Annotated in this window: 10 protein-coding genes and 1 pseudogene; 5 read left to right on the top strand and 6 right to left on the bottom strand. The window is 71.8% G+C overall.

Annotated elements, in window-relative coordinates; genetic code table 11:
* On the bottom strand, positions 1-1,638 hold the full coding sequence (locus J4709_RS30975; protein ID WP_307801677.1) for an NsdA family TPR-like regulatory protein: 1,638 nt from the start codon (positions 1,636-1,638) through the stop codon (positions 1-3).
* 439 nt (positions 1,639-2,077) lie between these two features.
* Here J4709_RS30975 and J4709_RS30970 point away from each other — a divergent pair, with 439 nt between their 5' ends.
* The 4 genes from J4709_RS30970 to J4709_RS30955 all read left to right on the top strand — a co-directional run bounded on the left by J4709_RS30970 (position 2,078) and on the right by J4709_RS30955 (position 5,751).
* Positions 2,078-2,476 carry a hypothetical protein gene (locus J4709_RS30970; protein ID WP_232384295.1) on the top strand — a complete coding sequence of 133 codons (399 nt, stop codon included), beginning with the start codon at positions 2,078-2,080 and terminating at the stop codon, positions 2,474-2,476.
* Between the two features lie 219 nt (positions 2,477-2,695).
* A complete protein-coding gene (locus J4709_RS30965) occupies positions 2,696-3,694 on the top strand; it encodes a mechanosensitive ion channel family protein (RefSeq protein ID WP_208245868.1) in 999 nt (332 codons plus the stop codon).
* Positions 3,695-3,783: 89 nt separating this feature from the next.
* Positions 3,784-4,167 carry a globin gene (locus J4709_RS30960; RefSeq protein WP_208245867.1) on the top strand — a complete coding sequence of 128 codons (384 nt, stop codon included), beginning with the start codon at positions 3,784-3,786 and terminating at the stop codon, positions 4,165-4,167.
* 18 nt (positions 4,168-4,185) lie between these two features.
* The gene (locus J4709_RS30955; RefSeq protein ID WP_208245866.1) at positions 4,186-5,751 is read left to right on the top strand and encodes a glycoside hydrolase family 13 protein; all 1,566 of its coding nucleotides are present in this window, start codon (positions 4,186-4,188) and stop codon (positions 5,749-5,751) included.
* A 199-nt stretch (positions 5,752-5,950) separates the two neighbouring features.
* Here the strand turns inward: J4709_RS30955 and J4709_RS30950 are convergent, their stop codons facing one another.
* From J4709_RS30950 to J4709_RS30930, 5 genes are all read right to left on the bottom strand, one after another.
* Positions 5,951-7,372 (bottom strand): S28 family serine protease, encoded by a 1,422-nt coding sequence (locus tag J4709_RS30950; RefSeq protein ID WP_208245864.1) that lies wholly within the window; start codon positions 7,370-7,372, stop codon positions 5,951-5,953.
* A gap of 224 nt (positions 7,373-7,596) precedes the next feature.
* Positions 7,597-8,034 (bottom strand): acyl-CoA thioesterase, encoded by a 438-nt coding sequence (locus tag J4709_RS30945; RefSeq protein WP_173095750.1) that lies wholly within the window; start codon positions 8,032-8,034, stop codon positions 7,597-7,599.
* Between the two features lie 112 nt (positions 8,035-8,146).
* A complete protein-coding gene (locus tag J4709_RS30940) occupies positions 8,147-9,514 on the bottom strand; it encodes an enolase C-terminal domain-like protein (RefSeq protein WP_307801675.1) in 1,368 nt (455 codons plus the stop codon).
* A gap of 71 nt (positions 9,515-9,585) precedes the next feature.
* Positions 9,586-10,686 carry a cytochrome P450 gene (locus J4709_RS30935; RefSeq protein ID WP_208245862.1) on the bottom strand — a complete coding sequence of 367 codons (1,101 nt, stop codon included), beginning with the start codon at positions 10,684-10,686 and terminating at the stop codon, positions 9,586-9,588.
* Positions 10,676-12,073 (bottom strand): ABC1 kinase family protein, encoded by a 1,398-nt coding sequence (locus J4709_RS30930; RefSeq protein ID WP_208245860.1) that lies wholly within the window; start codon positions 12,071-12,073, stop codon positions 10,676-10,678. Before J4709_RS30930 ends, J4709_RS30935 begins: the two co-directional genes overlap by 11 nt.
* A 53-nt stretch (positions 12,074-12,126) precedes the next feature.
* Here J4709_RS30930 and J4709_RS55005 point away from each other — a divergent pair.
* A pseudogene (locus J4709_RS55005) lies at positions 12,127-12,282 on the top strand (TetR family transcriptional regulator); the annotation flags it as partial.
* Positions 12,283-12,828 lie beyond the last annotated feature (546 nt).

Here is a 12,828-nt window from a genome sequence, read left to right as displayed (position 1 = left end):
TCAGACCTGCTCGGCCGGGGGGACGGGGTTGCGCTCCCCGGTGGGGGCGGGCTCCTTGGTGGGGCTGGTGACCCAGGGCCCCGCGAGCGCCTCCCGGAACTCCCGCAGCCCGGCGATCTCGCCGTGCTTGGCCTGCACGGCGGCGCCGATCTGGCGGGCCCGGTGCACCAGGATGTCGGACCGGTGGTCGGGCGGCAGGTCCAGGATCGCCTCCTGCCCGCCGACCAGCGCCGCGTCCGGGTTGCCCGAATGCAGCTTGCACATCGCCCGGTCGAGGCGCACGAGAGTCAGGTCGACGCGGTCGGTCGGCGCGTACAGCGTCAGCGCGTGGCTCAGCACCTCGTCGCCGTGCTTGTGGTCGCCGAGATTGGTGAACGTGTCGCCCTCATAGAAGGCCATCTGCCGGTCGGTGAAGCCGAACACCAGGTCGTTCGTATCGGTCTTGGACAACTGGTCGAACACCGAGCGCCCGCGCACGAGCGCCCGGCGGGCGCTCGGCGCCGCGTCGCCGCGTCCGCGCAACGCCAGCATGCCGAGCGCGCGGGCCTCCACCGCGGGCGCCATGGCGGCGGCCACCCCGGGGGTGCGGCCGGCCAGGTCCTGCGCCTTGCGCGCCAGGTGCAGCGCCTCGCGGGGGTCGCCGTAGTACATCGGCACGAGCGACTCGCGGACGGTCACCCAGGCGCGCAGCCGGCGGTCGCCGGTCTCGTCGGCCGCGGTGCGCGCGGTCCGGAAGAACGAGCGGGCCAGCCGGTGGTCGCCCAGATTGATCATGATCAGGCCGGACAGCCCGGACAGCTGCGCCGCGATCCGGCACAGCCGCTCCTGCAGCTCCACCGGCTGCCGCTTGTCGCACATGCGGCGCACCTCGCTGAAGTCCAGCAGCACGTCGCACAGCATCCGCAGCGACGGCGTCGCCTGGTACTGCCGGCCGTAGCCGTAGGTGGTCTCCTCCCATTGGTCGAGCATGGTCGGCGAGACCGTCGCGCCGACCAGCGTGTCGTCCATCTTGCGCCGAAGGTTGTCGACCGCACCCAAGAACTGACCGTCGAGCGCCACGCCCGCTCCGGCCAGCAGTTGCAGAAGGGTCCTACGAAGCACGATGTCCTCCTCTCCCACATCAATGGACAGGGGGCCGTCGGCGCGGTCTGGGCCCCGTAAGTCGTTGACGTCCACCCAGTGGCGGTCCTCCGCCCTGGGGATGATCGACCCGACGAGCGGTGCGTCGGGATGCTGCGCCGCGTGCCTTTCGGGGGCGCGCGGCTGCGGCACCGTGGCGGCCCCCGCGCGGACGGCGTGTCCCCGTCCGCATATGCAGGGGCTCTTGTAGTCGAGCTGATCGGGCTCGACGCGGTACACGGCGCACAGGTAGTGCAGATACTCGGGACCGGGTCTTTTGTACCCGCTCTCATAGGCCGACAGCAGCGTCTCCCCGAGCCGGGGAAGGGGCTTGCCGTCGACCTCGTACAGGGCCTTGACCTGGGCCACGATGTCGGACAGCGCGACACCGTGGGCCAGGCGGTGCGCCTTGACCCTGCTGGTGCCGAACAGGGGGCCGCACTGCTCGTGTATCTCGTGCGCGATCTCCTGCGGGCTGCGCCCTCGGGCCAGAGCGTGCGCACGGATCCGGCGAGCCACGTCCGTTTCTTTCCGAGGGGGGTCCGACATCGATTCCGGCCTCCTCACCGTCGGGCCGGGGCGGCGCTCCTCCGGGGGAGGGGCGGTCGTCCAGGCCACGGCGACCGGTCAATAGATGGCCACGACAGATAATCTCTCGCGCACGCAGCGTAACCCTGACGGCGGGGCGGGCCAAGCGATTCCCGGGAAAGACAGGGGCTCCGGATGCGTCCTCACCCCTCAGGGTAGAGATTCTTCCTCCGCCGGGTGTGAGGCTTCCTCTGAGGTGGGGTAATCCGGTACTTCGCCGGACAGGGCCTCCCTTGACCCGCCACCGTGAGAGTTGCAATTCTCACCGGGAGCAACGGAACGGATCCAGAGGGTTGATCAATTGCCGGCCGTCCCGGCGGCCGCGCGGTCACGCGCCGCGCACGCCGGGGCCGGCGACGAAGGATCGGCGATGCAGACGACGACGCAGGAACCGGCGGCACCGGCGGCACACGAGCGGCCCGGCGCAGCGGCGCCCGGCACGACCGACGGAGGAGGAACGCAGGTGGTCAGCGACAGACGCGTCGGCTACCTCCGGGCGCTGGAGCGCGAGCTCGGCGCGCGCGGCCTGGTGGCCCGCGTGGTCCGGACCCGCTCGGGCCCGGCGTTCCTGCGGGTGGTGAACCCGGCCGCGGCGAGCCTGGCCGAGGACGTCACCTGCGCGCCCGCCCCCGAGACGCGCGACCACTACTTCTGGTGGTCGTGGGGCGAGCGCATGCACCGCGTCGACGACGTGGGCGGCGCGGCCGGCAAGCTCGCGCACGTCCTGCAGCCACTGGACCGGGAGATGCGGCCCGCGGGCCGCCCCTAGAGCCGGGCGTGCCCCGCGGGGCCGTGGCCGGAACGGCGCGGCAGCCGCGGACCCCGCGGGGCACGCTCGCCTGAACAGCCCCTCCCCGGCCTTGTCAAGACACATCGCAGGCGAGGTACGAACCGGTCGTTACCGTCCCCTACGATCGGGCTCGTACCCGCCGCAGGTCCACGGCGAGGTGTCGAGACACCCACAAAGGCCGGGGAGGGTCTGCCCGAGATGCTGGTCGATGCTCAGTCCCTGCTGCCCTGGGCGGAGAAGGGCACGCCCGAGGCGGCGTGCCACGACCCCTCGCCCAGCACGGGCTGCCGGCTCGTCTGGAACATCTCCCACAGCAACGACTTCACGAGCTTCTACAAGACCTGGCTCGACAAGCCCCTCGGCACCGTCCTGGCGATCATCCTCACCTTCGTGTTCGCGCTGGTCGTGCGGAACGTCGCGCACCGGATGATCACCAAGGTGACGGTGCGGATGGCCGAGGGCACCATGTCCGAGAAGGTCAAGGAGCGGTCCCGGACGGTGTTCGAGGGCAGCCCCGCCCTGCTGAACCAGCGGCGGGCGCAGCGCGCCAAGACGCTCGGCTCGGTGCTGAACTCGATCGCGTCCATCGTGATCATGGGTACGGCGGCGTTCAGCATCCTCGGCCGGCTCGGGCTGAACCTCGCGCCGATCCTGGCCAGCGCGAGCGTGATCGGCGTCGCGGTCGGCTTCGGCGCGCAGAACATCGTCAAGGACTTCCTCGCCGGGCTGTTCATGCTGCTGGAGGACCAGTACGGCGTCGGCGACTTCATCGACGTCGGCACCGCCAAGGGGACGGTCGAGGCGGTCACCCTGCGGGTCACCCGGATGCGCGACGTCAACGGCGTCGTCTGGTACGTGCCGAACGGCGAGATCAAGAAGGTCGGCAACGAGTCGCAGAACTGGGGCCGGGCCGTGCTGGACATCCCGGTCGACATCCGCGAGGACACCGAGAAGGTCAAGGAGATCCTGCAGACCACGGCGGACGAGCTGGCCGCCGCGCCCGGCTGGGAGGACATGGTCCTGGAGGAGCCGTCGGTGTGGGGCGTCCAGGCCCTGGCCGGCGACGCGATCGTGATCCGGGTCGTGCTGAAGACGGCGCCCGGCAAGCAGGCCGCGATCGCGCGGGAGCTGCGCGAGCGGGTGAAGAACGCGTTCGACGACGCGGGCGTCTCGGTCGCGACCCCGGCCACGGCCTGACCGCGTCGCGCCCGGCGCGGACGGGTCCGGGCAACTGATCGCGAGACGGCCGATCACCGGGCGGCCGATCGCATAGGGTGGGCAGCGCCATGACTGAACAGGTGACCTTCTACGAAGCGGTCGGCGGCGAGGAGACCTTCCACCGGCTGGTCCACCGCTTCTACCAGGGTGTCGCTGAAGACCCCGACCTTCGCGCCCTCTACCCCGAGGAGGACCTCGGCCCCGCCGAGGAACGCCTCCGGCTCTTCCTCATCCAGTACTGGGGCGGGCCGAACACCTACAGCCAGCGCCGGGGCCACCCCAGGCTGCGGATGCGGCACGTCCCGTTCGTCATCGGCGAGGCCGAGCGCGAGGCGTGGCTGAAGCACATGCGCGTCGCGGTGGACGAGCTGGAGCTGCCCGAGCAGCTGGAGAAGATGCTCTGGGACTACTTCACGATGGCGGCGCGAAGCATGGTGAACGCGCCGTCCTGAGCGGGTAGATCGCTCTGTATGACGCGAACCCCCTGGTGGCGCAACGCCGTCGTGTACGAGGTCTACGTCCGCAGCTTCGCCGACTCCGACGGGAACGGCGAGGGCGATCTCCAGGGGATCCGGTCGCGGCTGCCGTACCTGCGCGACCTCGGCGTCGACGCGCTCTGGCTGACGCCGTTCTACACCTCGCCGCTCGCCGACGGCGGCTACGACGTCGCCGACTACCGGGACGTCGACCCCCGGTTCGGGACGCTGGACGACTTCGACGCACTCGTCGCGGACGCGCACGCGCACGGCCTCCGGCTCATCGTGGACATCGTGCCGAACCACTCGTCCGACCGGCACCGGTGGTTCCGGGAGGCGCTGGCGTCACCGCCCGGCTCACCGGAACGCGACCGCTACATTTTCCGCGCGGGACGGCCAGGGGAGAGTCCCGGCGAGGTCGACCCGCCGAACGACTGGCCGTCGGCGTTCGGCGGCCCGGCGTGGACGCGCGTCCGCGACGGCGAGTGGTACCTGCACCTCTACGCGACCGAGCAGCCGGACTTCAACTGGCGCAATCCCGAGGTGCGGGCCGAGTTCGAGGACGTCCTGCGGTTCTGGCTCGACCGCGGCGTCGACGGCTTCCGCATCGACGTCGCCGCCGGGCTGGTGAAGGACGCCTCGTTCGCCGACCTCGGCGGGCGCGGCCGCCACGTCGTGAACGGGCCGATCTACAGCCGTCCCGAGGTCCACGAGATCTACCGGCGGTGGCGCGGCGTCCTGGACGGGTACGGCGGCGACCGGATGGCGATCGGCGAGGTGTGGACGGACTCGCCCGAGGACCTCGCGCTCTACCTGCGGCCGGACGAGCTGCACCAGGTATTCCAGTTCGACTTGCAGCTCGCGCCGTGGTCGGCGCCGGCGTTCCGCGACGTGATCGAGGCCGCGCTGAAGGCGGTCGCGCCGACCGGTGCGGCGCCCACCTGGGTGCTGTCCAGCCACGACTCCGTCCGCCACCTCACCCGCTACCGGCGTCCGGGCGGCGTGCCGGGGATCGAGTACGCGCGCGCGAAGGCGGCCCTGCTGATGCTGCTGGCGCTGCCCGGCTCGGCGTACCTGTACCAGGGCGAGGAACTCGGACTCCCCGAGGTGACGGACCTGCCGGACGCGGCCCGCCAGGACCCCATCTGGAAGCGCAGCGGCGGAACCCAGCCGGGGCGGGACGGCTGCCGGGTCCCGCTCCCCTGGTCCGGCACGGCGGAGCCCTACGGGTTCTCCCCGGACGGCGTCCGCCCGTGGCTGCCGATGCCACCGGATTGGGCGTCGCTGACGGCGGAGGCGCAGGCGGACGAGACCTCGTCGATGCTGGCGTTCTACCGCCGCGCCCTCGCGAAGCGCCGCGAACTCCTGGACACCCTGCCCGACGATCTGGAGTGGCTCGACTCCCCCGAGACCGCCGTCTTCTTCACCCGCGGCCCGCTCACCTGCGCGGTCAACTGCGGCGAGAACCCCGTCCGCCTCCCCCCGGGCCGCCCGATCCTGACCAGCATGCCCATGTACGGCGACCTACTCCCCGGCAACGCCGCCGCGTGGCTGCACTAACACGCCAGCCCCGCCCCCAGGCTTGAACCGCAACCACCCATCACGGGCAGGCACGCGGAGCGAGTGCAGCGAGCGGAGCGGGCATGCCCGACGACGGACGAGGCGTTTCCTGCGGAGCGCTAGCGGAGCGGGAAACGCCTCGTCCGTCGCAACGGGGGTTCCAGGGGGTCGCCCCCCTGGGAAAACACAGCCCCCTGGGTTACATCGGCGGGCGCTGCAACTGGAGCGGGTCGTCGGCGGTGGGGCCGGTGGTGAGGGTCTTGGCCTGGGCCTGGACGCCGGCCCAGCGCAGCACGTCGGCCTTCGCCTCGGCCTGCTGCGCGGCGGGAAGGTGGCCGATGAGGCGCCCGCTGTGGTTCATGCCGGGGGCGACGTAGACGGCGGAGTCGCGGCTGCCGCTGCCGAGGCGGAACGGCTCGGAGCCCCACGGGTCGTTCTGGCCGTAGAGGAACAGCATGTGGTCGGCGTGGCGCTTGACCCAGCCGTCGATGTCGCGCATCGCCTTACCGTTGTCGAAGCGCATCGGGATGTCGCGCGGGACGTAGGTGCGCGGCTGGTAGCTGCTCTCGTAGCGCAGCAGGGGGCGCAGGTACTTGAACTTGGGCGAGGGCCAGCCGAGCTGCGTGCCGGCCTGGTAGTAGTACGGGATGTAGGGGGCGAGGCCCTGGTCGCTGTAGAACGACAGTCCGGAGATGTCGTCGAGCGTCTTGTAGAGGTCGTCGTCCGAGGCGTTCACGGCGGGCAGCGAGGCGCAGTCGGACTGCAGGTGGTACTGCCAGAAGCCCCACACGTAGTCCATGACGGAGTTCTCGAAGGCGCGGTCCGGGGTGCGCAGGATGTTGAACGTCCAGCCGTTCTGCGCGGCGGCGGCCTTGAAGCGCTCGAGCATCGCGGGGCGGCGCTTGAGGAACTCGCGGGCGAGCGCCTCGACGTGGGTGCGGCAGCCGGGGTCGGTGCCGACGGTCTTGAAGAACTTGTCGTAGGCGCCGTCGGAGTCGTTGTCGACGTCGTTGGGCGCCACGTAGACGACGCTGCCGTCGACGTCGCGGGGGTAGAAGCGCTTGTGGTAGACGACGGTCATGCCGCCCTTGCTGGCGCCCGTCGAGATCCACTTGCCCTTGTAGATCGTCTTGAGCGCGCCGACGATCCGGTGCTCGTCGGTGGCGGCCTGCCAGATCGTGTCCTTCTTCCAGTCCGCGGGCTCGGGCCGGGACGGGGTGAAGTACCGGTACTCGACGGAGATCTGGTTGCCGTCGACGAGCGCGGTCGGCTCGGCGGTGAACATGGTCTCGGGGGTGTCGTAGCCGCTGGTGTAGAGCACCATGGGCCGGTCCGCCGACTTGTGCTGGAGCATGATCCGCTGCTCGAACCACTTCCCGTGCGGGTTGCGGTGGTCGACGGGCTGGCGGTATTCGAGCCAGAACCAGCGGTAGCCGGGGATCGTGGAGGCCTTCTCCGTCACCTGCATGCCGGGGATGGCCTTGAGCCGGGCGAGGATGTCGTCCGTCTGTGCCGCCTTGCCGGCCGTCGCGGGGGTCGCCGCCTGCGCCGCGGTGGCGCCGGTGCCGGCCATGCCCGCGGCGAGCAGCAGGGCGATCGCTCCTCGTGAGATGCGCCGCATTTCGTCCCTTCCACGTGGGTTCGCCACATTTCGCGACGCGACACTAGAGGGATATGTGCGGCGAAAGCGGATTGCTGTTGCCCTTGTTATTTATCCGTGACGGCACGGTCATCACCCGGACGGACCGGCAGGCGGCGCAGCGGAAAAGGACGTCCAGGTCAGACGCCATTAGTGGCGACAAAACGGGCAGTGGCGGGGCGGGCACCGGGGGGACGGAGGGCGGGTCACTCGGCGGGGACGACGTACCGGCCGATGAACTCGCGCTCCTCCGGGGTGAAGCGGCGCAGCCGGTTGGCCTCCACGTCGAACGCGACGAGCGTCGAGGTGGCGGTCGCGTAGACGTTCTCGTCGTCGCGCACCTCGTAGGCCAGCTTGAACGACGCGGCGCGCGCCTCGGTCACCCACGTCTCGACGCGGATCGGGTAGACGGTCGGCAGCAGCGGCAGCCGGTAGTCGATCTCGTGCCGGGAGATCACCATGCCGCGGACCGGCTGCTCGCCCTTGCGCACCGGGTCGCCATGGAACATCTCCAGGCGCGCGTCCTCCAGGTAGCCGAGGAACTTGACGTTGTTCACATGGCCCTGGGAGTCGATGTCCCCGAACCGGATGTTGAACTCGTAGACGTGCCGGTACTCGGCCGCGGGCAGGTCGGTCTGCTGCATGTCCTCGCCTGGGGGTCGGGTGCCTGGGGCCGGCGGCGGGGGAACTCCGCCGGACGGCCCGATGCTACCGGCCGGCGGCGATGGTCCCGGCGGCCGCCCTGGACGGCCGCCGTCAGCCCGGGGCGTCGCGGACCAGGCAGGGGCGCTTCGGGTCGAACGTCCAGCCCGGCACGAGGTACCGCATCGCCGCCGCGTCGTCGCGGTCGCCGAGGCCGTGTTCGAGGTACAGCCGGTTCGCCGCCGCGACCTTCTCCTCGTCGATCTCCACGCCGAGGCCGGGGGCGTCCGGCAGGGCCAGTTCGCCGCCCTCGATGTGCAGCGGGTCGCGGGTGAGGCGCTGCCCGTCCTGCCAGATCCAGTGCGTGTCGATCGCCGTGATCTCGCCGGGCGCCGCCGCCGCGACGTGCGTGAACATCGCGAGCGACACGTCGAAGTGGTTGTTGGAGTGCGATCCCCAGGTCAGCCCCCACGCCTGGCAGAGCTGCGCGACGCGCACCGAGCCGCGCAGCGTCCAGAAGTGCGGGTCGGCGAGCGGGATGTCGACCGCGTCGAGCCGGATCGCGTGGCCCAGCTCCCGCCAGTCCGTCGCGATCATGTTGGTGGCGGTCCGCAGCCCGGTGGCGCGGCGGAACTCCGCCATCGTCTCGCGTCCCGAGTAGCCGCGCTCGGCGCCGCAGGGGTCCTCGGCGTAGGCGAGGACGTCGGCGAGGCCGCGGCCGATCCGGACCGCCTCGTCCAGCGACCATGCGCCGTTCGGGTCGAGGGTGATCCGCGCGGACGGGAACCGCTCGGCCAGCGCCCGCACCGCCTCCGCCTCCTCGCCGGGGCGCAGAACCCCGCCCTTCAGCTTGAAGTCGGTGAACCCGTACCGGTCCCGCGCCGCCTCGGCCTGCCGGACGATCGCCTCCGGCGTCAACGCCTCCTCATGCCGAACGCGCAGCCAGCCGTCCGCGCCGTCCTCCGGCTCGGGGTAGGGCAGGTCGGTGCGGCGCCGGTCGCCGACATAGAACAGGTAGCCGAGCACCGGGACCCGCGTGCGCTGGACACCGTCGCCGAGGAGCGCCGCCACGGGCACGTCCAGATGCTTGCCCATCAGGTCGAGCAGGCACGACTCGATCGCGGTCAACGCGTGAACGGCGACCCTCGTGTCGTGCGTCTGCGGGCCGCGCCCGCCCGCGTCCCGGTGCGCGAACGCGGCACGCACGGCGTTCAGCACCGCATCGGACCGGCCGATCCGGCGGCCCACGATCAGCTCCCGCGCGTCTTCGAGCGTCCGGCGGATCCCCTCACCGCCCGGCACCTCACCGACGCCCGTGTTGCCGGACTCGTCGGTGAGCAGCAGGAGGTTCCGGGTGAAGAACGGCGCGTGCGCGCCGCTCAGGTTGAGCAGCATGCCGTCGCGCCCGGCGACCGGCACGACCCGCATCTCGGTGATCCTGGGCGTGCTCATCGTCGTCCCGACCTCCCCCGTCGACTCCACCTAGGGACGATAGGAGCCTGCGGTGATACCCGTCCAACACCGTTTGCGCATCGTCTGATGCCCGACCTGGATCAATCGGCGCCTCGCATCAGGCCGGCGACGCGGAGTCCGGTCAGCGCGTGGAAGGTGGACGAGTCGCGCCATTCATGCGACCGCAGAGTCATGCCGGGAAAGCGCGCGACCAGGCGGGGCAGGGTCTCGACGGCCTCCATCCGGGCCAGCGCCGCGCCGAGGCAGTAGTGCATGCCGCCCCCGAACGCCAGGTGCGGCAGCGGCCCCCGCGCCAGGTCGAGCGGACCCTGGCCGCGGCCGACCTCGTCGAGGTGCACCCGGACGACCTCGCCCGCGCGGACGTCGCGGCCGCCCAGCCGGTGATCGGTCAGCGCCGTCCGCACGACCTGCCTGACCGGCCCCTCCACGCGCAGCAGTTCCTCGACGGACCGCACCGGATCGGCGAGCAGGTGCGGGCGCTGCGACGGGTCGCGCAGCAGCGCCAGCACGGAGTTCGCGATGAGGTTCGCGGTCGTCTCGTGCCCCGCCGCCAGCAGCAGGACGCACGTGGAGGCGATCTCGTCGAGCGTCAGCCCGTCCGGCACCGCGAGCATGGCGCTGATGAAGTCGCCGCCCGGACGCCGGCGCCGCTCGGCGAGCAGCGGGGTCAGGAACATCATCAGCTCGGCCGAGGCGGCGGCGCTCACCACCAGGTCCTCGGAACCGGCGTCGATCTCCAGCATCCGCACCAGGTCGGGCGTGATGTCCAGGAGCAGCCCGGCGCCCTCCTCGCCGACGTCCAGCAGCTCGGCGATCACCGCGACCGGGACCAGGTAGGCGACCTCCCGCAGCAGGTCGGCCTCGTCTCCGAGCCCGGTCAGCGCGGCCTCGACGATCTCGGCGACCCGCGGCCGCAGCGACTCCACCGCGCGGGGCGTGAACGCCGGGCTCAGCAGCCGCCGCATCCGGGTGTGGTCCGGCGGGTCCATGAACAGCAGCACGCCCGGCGGGAACTCCGCGAGCTCCGGGGGCGCGAACGGCAGCCGGCGCGGGTCGCTGCTCCAGCCGTCGCCGCGCAGCACCGCCGACGCCTCGTCGAAGCCGGTGACCTGCCAGAGCCCCTGCTCCTCGTCCCACCCGACCGGCTCGCCCCGCAAGGCGGTACCCGCGTCAGCGCGCATGGACGGCTCCCGCTCCCCAGAAGGCCACGTCCAGCTCCCCCAGCTCGGTGGCGGGCGGCCCGCCACGGTCCCATTCCCGCCGGATCCCCTCCCACTCCCCGGTCGCCCGCAGCCCGCTGAGCACGGCGGACACCCCGAGCTGGATCCGGGTCAGCGTCGTCAGCTCCGGATCCATCTTGAACTTGCGGAGGAACTCCCCGTACGGCCCGCGGAGACCGAACTGGGCCCGGCTGACGTCGGCCTCCCCCGCGGGCTCGTAGGTGTAGGGCTGCGGCGCCGTCCACGCGTGCAGGGTCGTCCGCCAGAAGCCGAGCACCTGGTCGGCGGGCGGCGGGTCGGCCGGGTCCAGGCATCCGTGCCCGTACTGGATCCGCAGCAGCCGATCCACGTCCCCGTCCACGGTCGCCTCGGCGGTGTCCACCTGGTACCGCAGCATCTCCGGGGTGAAGTGCTTGACGCACCCGAAGTCCAGGAACGTCACGGACCCGTCCTCGTGGAACAGGTAGTTGCCGGGATGCGGGTCGGCGTGGAAGATCCCGATACGGCGGATGCTCCCGAGGTAGAAGCGGAACAGCACCTCGCCCCAGCGGTCCTTCAGGCCCTGGTCCGCCGACAGCGCGTCACGGTGCCGGATCCCCTCGGCGAACTCCATGGTCAGGACCCGCCGCGTCGTCAGCTCGTGGACGACCTCCGGGATCCGGACGAACGGATGCCCGCGGTAGTGGTCGGCGAACTCCTGCTGGTTGCGGGCCTCCGTCAGGTAGTCGATCTCGTCGCCGATCCGCTCCGACACCTCCTGCGCGACGCGGCGCAGGTCGAGGCTCGGGCCGCGCGGCACCATCCCCCGGCCGACCTGGAAGAACGTCGCCAGCAGCTCCCCGTTCGCCAGATCCGCCCTGATCGCCCGCTCGACCCCCGGGTACTGCACCTTGACCGCGACGCGCCGCCCGTCGCGGGTGACGGCGCGGTGCACCTGCCCGATGGACGCCGCCGCGACCGGCACCGGCTCGAACTCGGCGAACACCTCCCCGGCCGGCGCACCGAGCTCGGCCTCGACCTGCGCCGCCGCCATCTCCGCCGGCATCGGCGGCGCGTCGTCCTGCAGCCGGGCCAGCGCCTGCTGGAAGACCGGCCGGTACTCCCCGTCCACGGAGAAGTCGACGAACGACATCAGCTGCCCAGCCTTCATCAGCACCCCCTTGGAACGGCCCAGGCGCTCGACCCACCGCTCCGCGGCGCGCCGCTCCGCCGCCTCCGGGTCGCCGCCCGCCACGCCGACGCGCCGGCGCAGCGACGCCACGACCGCCTCCCCCGCCGTCCGCCCCGCGAGACCGACGAGCGGCGCCGTCCGCGCCACCCGACCGCCCCGAACGCCTCGCTCAGCCATCACAGACCTCCAGCAAGTGGATTCTTTGGCTTCCTCAGTGTTTACTTAGGCGCATGACGACGTCAACCCGCGACCGCATCATCGACGCGGCGATGGAGCTGTTCGCCCGCGACGGCTACAAGGGCACCAGCGTCGCCCGGATCGAGCGGGCGGTCGGCCTGACGCCCGGCGCCGGCGGCATCTACCACCACTTCCGCAGCAAGGAGGCGGTGCTGAAGGCCGGCATCGAGCGGCACCTCGGCCGCATCGCCGCGCTGCGCGACATCCGGCACGTCTTCGCCGGCGTCGGCGACCTGCGCACCGAGCTGACCCTCACCGCCCGCTACGCGCTCACCGAACTCGACAACGAGGCCGAGCTGCTGCGCATCGTCGCCTCCGAGGCCCGCGCCCGCCCCGACCTCGTCGAGGACGTCGTCCAGCAGATCATCGGCACCACCTACGGCGGGTTCGCCGGCTGGCTCCGCGACCACGCCGGCGTCACCCCGGAACGGGCCGACGCGATCGCCGCCGTCGGCGTCGGCGCGCTGCTGTCGTCGCGGCTCCTGCGCGTCCTGCTCGACACCGACCCCATCGGCGTCGACGACGACGCCCTGGTCGCCACCTGGGTCGACATGATCCTCAGCCAGCTGCCGTCCGCCGCGGTGCGGGCGGGTCAGTCGCGGGTGAGCTTGCGGTGCGTGACCCGGTGCGGGCGGGCCGCGTCGGCGCCCAGCCGCTCGATCTTGTTCTTCTCGTAGTCGGCGAAGTTGCCCTCG

The sequence above is a fragment of the Actinomadura violacea genome (assembly GCF_017573465.1).
GTDB lineage: Bacteria > Actinomycetota > Actinomycetes > Streptosporangiales > Streptosporangiaceae > Spirillospora > Spirillospora violacea.
The sequence above is the reverse complement of the archived record's forward strand: the minus strand, read 5'-3'. Positions and strand labels throughout refer to the sequence as shown.

Bases quoted from the DNA above. Each gene is read 5' to 3' on its own strand.
- J4709_RS30945 (WP_173095750.1), bottom strand. From the start codon at position 8,034: ATGCAGCAGACCGACCTGCCCGCGGCCGAGTACCGGCACGTCTACGAG.
- J4709_RS30960 (WP_208245867.1), top strand. From the start codon at position 3,784: ATGACTGAACAGGTGACCTTCTACGAAGCGGTCGGCGGCGAGGAGACC.
- J4709_RS30955 (WP_208245866.1), top strand. From the start codon at position 4,186: ATGACGCGAACCCCCTGGTGGCGCAACGCCGTCGTGTACGAGGTCTAC.
- J4709_RS30950 (WP_208245864.1), bottom strand. From the start codon at position 7,372: ATGCGGCGCATCTCACGAGGAGCGATCGCCCTGCTGCTCGCCGCGGGC.
- J4709_RS30965 (WP_208245868.1), top strand. From the start codon at position 2,696: ATGCTGGTCGATGCTCAGTCCCTGCTGCCCTGGGCGGAGAAGGGCACG.
- J4709_RS30970 (WP_232384295.1), top strand. From the start codon at position 2,078: ATGCAGACGACGACGCAGGAACCGGCGGCACCGGCGGCACACGAGCGG.
- J4709_RS30930 (WP_208245860.1), bottom strand. From the start codon at position 12,073: ATGGCTGAGCGAGGCGTTCGGGGCGGTCGGGTGGCGCGGACGGCGCCG.
- J4709_RS30935 (WP_208245862.1), bottom strand. From the start codon at position 10,686: ATGCGCGCTGACGCGGGTACCGCCTTGCGGGGCGAGCCGGTCGGGTGG.